Annotated in this window: 1 protein-coding gene; it reads right to left on the bottom strand. The window is 57.8% G+C overall.

The genetic code is table 11. The features are described 5' to 3' along the window. Positions 1-4,570: glycosyltransferase (locus ACOSYY_RS06180; RefSeq protein WP_421661390.1), on the bottom strand; the 4,570-nt coding region annotated here is incomplete at both ends.

Raw genomic sequence — 4,570 nt, 5'->3', positions numbered from 1 at the left:
ATGACGCCCAGGCCAATATCGCAGGATCGTCCGGCCAGTCCGCAGCCAGACTCAATTCCCGCTTCACTGCCGGCCAGTCTTGCTTCAAGGCGGCGGCCTGAGTGGCGGCGACGTGGGCCCACGCGGCGCGATCCTTGATGTCGTTGAACATGTGAATGTCACTCCCCTCACGACCGTGACGAAACACTCGTTTCAATTTGAAACCGCTCACATGGAAATGCAGGTCTTCGTCGGCCGCCCACCATTGCGCCTTCCACCGGTCCAAAAAACGAGTCACGTTCGCATCGTCATGGAGCTTCCTGCCAGGAGTTTGGCTTTCGAGATGAATGACGACGCTTCGGGGTTGATAAACGACGACGTAGCCCCGCTCTTGGGCTTTCAGGCACAGATCCGCATCTTCGAACCCGTTCACGTATTCTTCGTCGAATCCCTCCACTTCTTCAAACAAGGCTCGCCTGATCAGCAGGCAGGCAGCCGTGACGATTTGGAACTCTCTGCGCTGGTTCACGGCCGGATGGCTGGCGGCAAAGTTCTTGTAGATATGGTAGGGCAAGCGGCGCGCACAGTCCCGAACGACGCCGGCATGTTGAACCGTGCCGTCAGGATACAACAGTTTGCTGCCGACAATGCCAACCTCCGCATGGCTGTCTACTTCCGCCACCAACGCCGTCAACCATCCTGGCTGGGGAATCGTGTCATTGTTCAGGAAGACGAGATATTTCCCTCGGGCGGCTGCAGCTCCTTGGTTGCAAGCCTTGGCGAACCCGAGATTCTCCTCATTGGCGATGGTCCGAACATCTCCGCTCAGTTGGCGGAGAAAATCCGTCGTGCCGTCGGTGGACCCATTGTCCACGATGATCAGTTCGTACTCCGGCTGGTCTTTCAACTCCGCCAAGGCCGTCAGACAATCTTTCGTCAACTCCATTCGGTTACAAACGGGCATGATGATGGAACAGGTATACCTCTTGGCATCTCCGATCGTCCGCATCTCGGTGAGACGCTTGTCCTGCGCTTGGCGCACACCTCCGATGCGGTCTGCATACGGCCTGTATTTCCGATAAATGATCTCGGTCGTACGCCGATAGGTCTCACGCGTCCCGCTGGTCATGGAACTACCGTCGGTTCGCCAGGTGAACTCGGCCGTCCTGATCGGCAAGTGTTTAAACGGGAACCTGGTCGCCATGCGGATCCAGAGATCCCAATCTTCATGGGCGAAGAGAGATTCGTCGAATAGGCCCACCTCATCGAGACAGGCTCGGTCGTGCATCACGCAGAGGACCGGAAAGTAGTTGGACACCAGTAGCTCCGCCGGTTTGAAATCATAGGAGTACGGCACATCACGCCCCGTCTCGACATACCCGCCGTCGCTCCATCGTTCCTGCACTCGCCAGGCGTCAGTGTACGCGACGCGGCATTCGTGACGATCCAAATAGCCGACAAGCGTTTCCAAATGATTCGGGAGATACCGATCATCGTCATCGAGATACGCGATATAGGTGCCTTTCGCCGCACGGAGTCCACTGTTGCGGGCTGCAGCCAATCCACGGTTTCGATCGTGAGTGATGGTCATGATTCGGCACCGATCAACACAGGCAGCCACGACGGCCCCCACGTCACAACCGGCATCGTTGACGATGATGACCTCGAAGTCTTGATATGTCTGCGCGGCCAGGCTCGCGAGCGCCGTTCGGAGACGATCGGGGCGATTGTATGTCGGGACGATGACGGATACTTTCGGTGTGCGTGTAAAAGGAACAGGGATCCGATCGACGGTCCGTTGGCAGACCCAGACTTGATAGATGGGCAACAGATTCATGGAGCGGAGGTCGGCCGGTGTGGGCGCCGGCACGTAACGCAAGCCCGGAACCTCGACATGAATTCGGTCCAGACCCATTTCGACAAAACCCTGGGAGGTGAAAAGAACCCGCAGTTGCTCTTCAGTCACCCAGTCCTCCACCGGTTGGTTGGGCGGCGCGATGGTCTTCCACTGTTCCCACATTTCTCCGCGTGGAGTCGTGAGCACGACGTACCCGTCCGGCTTCAACAGTCTGAATAGTTGCGCGAGGAAGTTCTCTTTCTGGCCATGAGGCACGTGCTCGATAACTTCCGATGTCAGGATCACATCGTAGGGCTCAAAATCGGCGCGTTCCGATACGACTTCCGCCGTCCCGGCCTCAAACCGAAGATGAGGGAACAGCTTGCGCGCGTGCTCGACGACGCCGGCGACCGGCTCAATCCCCTCGCAGCTTCCGTACATAGTCGCCAGATTCGTCAACCAGCCTCGCCCGCATCCGACATCCAGAATGCGCAGCCGCCGGCCAGGCTCACTCTGTTGAACCCGCCGAAGAATGTATTCCAGGAAGGCGGCAATCTTGCTCCACCGTGCCGACTCGTCGGCGTTCGGCTGCGGCGCCGACCAAGCCGGAGCATTGACGAACAAATTTACATAGAACGAATCCGAGTTCATGACGCCTCCGTTCACTTGGTCCGCCGGATCGCTGATCTGCGATCCGTTGCCGGCTGTTGACATTTCGCCGGATTCCGGCTCGACTTGCGGCGGCGGATTTCGATCATTCCCGCCTTTCCACTGCACTCGTTCGAAGGGGATTGGCTTATGAGCGGCCAGCGCCTGTTGTGCGGCGGCATAGGATGGCGCCATGGGCGGATCCGTCAGAAACAACCGCTTGAACACATCGAGTTCTACAAAATCATAAGCGCGGGCGTCCTTTTCGGGATCAGCTGCCAGAGGGGCATTGATGATACCGTGCACCGCGCCCAACAATGCGAAGAGTTGAAGCGGATCGCCGGATTGCCGGAATGCGTCGGCCTTCCGGCGGATGTCGGATGTCAGGACGTTCCATTGCCGGATGTCCTTTTCATACATGGTCTTGTACCGGCGGTAGATCGTATCGGGTGTACATACTGTTCCGTGCAGCCCTTTGACGTCCGGATGGAGGATCCATTGGAGACCATGCCAGCCCATCTGTTCCAGGAGATCAATCTCGCTGGCCTTTACGTCTTGGAACGTGAGCGCCTTGATGAGCGCCGTTCGATAAATCTTCACCCCTTGAATCGGCATACCGCGATCCTCGTCGAACAAATGGAAGCAGATCATTCCGACGTCGTCAGGCGCGGCCGCCATCACGTTCTCCATCGAAGCCACGGCATCCGGCGCCAAGACCATGTCCTCGTCAACCTGAATGAAATATGGGGTGCGACAGCGATCAATCATCGCTTGCGCCGCTGCGCTGAACGAACACACGTTTCGAATAATATCCAGCTTGAACGGCGGTCCGTCTTGTTTGCGCAGGGCTTCCAGACAAGCAGCGAACGCGGGACCATCTCCCGTTAGCACGAAGACCGTGGTTGCGGCGCGTATCTCTTCGTCGGATAAGTCGACAGTTAGCTTGGAGAACGGCCGGGATGAGCTCGCATCCAGAACAGCGGCCTCCGCTGTTGCATTAGGAGCCACGGGAGGCTGCCCAGTCTCGATCCAGTCCAACCACTGCCGTGCACGAGCTTCAGCCGTATGAGACCGAAGCAATTCCGCGCTGGCAGCTTCGGCGATGTTTCTGGCGAAGTCAGCGTCGCGTGCTATCCGCTTCACATGTTGCTCCAAAACTACGGGGCGATCCCTGGGATATAAGAGGATCTCTCGCCCAGCCTTGAACAAGTCCTGTGTGCGAGGCCGATCAGGAATTTTCCACGAGATGACAGGACGACCCGCGGCCATGGCTTCCACGACACGTCCTGCGTAGGATTGAAAGAGGCTGGGAAGATTGACGATCGCACTCCAAGGCTTGAGGCTCGCTAACCAATTGACGAAAATGGCTTCCCGCAACCGCCGCCATAGACCCACATACTCCGTGAGTGCGGCCGGATGAGGCAGCCACCCCGATTGGAGCCGTTCGGCCATCTGCTGATGCAACGCATTGAAGAGCAGGGGAAACTCTGTCGCCGCTTCTGCAGGTGGCGGATGAATCAGCAAGTCCTTCAACCCACGCATTGCCAACCATGCTTTCCGCTCTCCATATAGTTCCCCGTAAAACGCTGCCTCACGGCGGGATGGTTGTTGGATCGTTGTGGTAATGAAACGGGACGGCACCGCCGATGGCCAAAATAAGGCCTGAACCAAACCGGCTTGATTGAACATCTCAGCATCGTGCTCGTCCGCAGTCAGCACGTGCGTCATATAGCTCACTTGCCGTTCGGCAAGCCCGGCGCGTTCCCGCAAATGCGGCCAACGCCGGTACTCCTCTTCGCTATACCGCAACGACTCCATGATGAGCCCGACCCGCACCGGCGCCAGTTCGGCAAGCCATCCGAGAAACGCATCCGAATAGCGATTGTGCACCAACCATACCCAGACCTGATCGAAGCGTCTGCCGGTCAGGAGATCTTTCGCATGGTGTAACCAAGACAACGGCGAAGTGTCCGGAATGTCGCAGAGTGCCGGAATCGTCACGCACTCACAGCCGTTGGCACGGAGGCCGTCCTCAACCGAAAAGTTTCCCAAGTAGGACCAGGCTCTGGCCCGATCCCATGTCCCGAATTCCAATTGCACCAAAAG

It is taken from the genome of Nitrospira sp. BLG_2, assembly GCF_049222245.1.
Note: the sequence above shows the minus strand (reverse complement) of the source record. Positions and strands in the feature narration are given on the sequence as shown.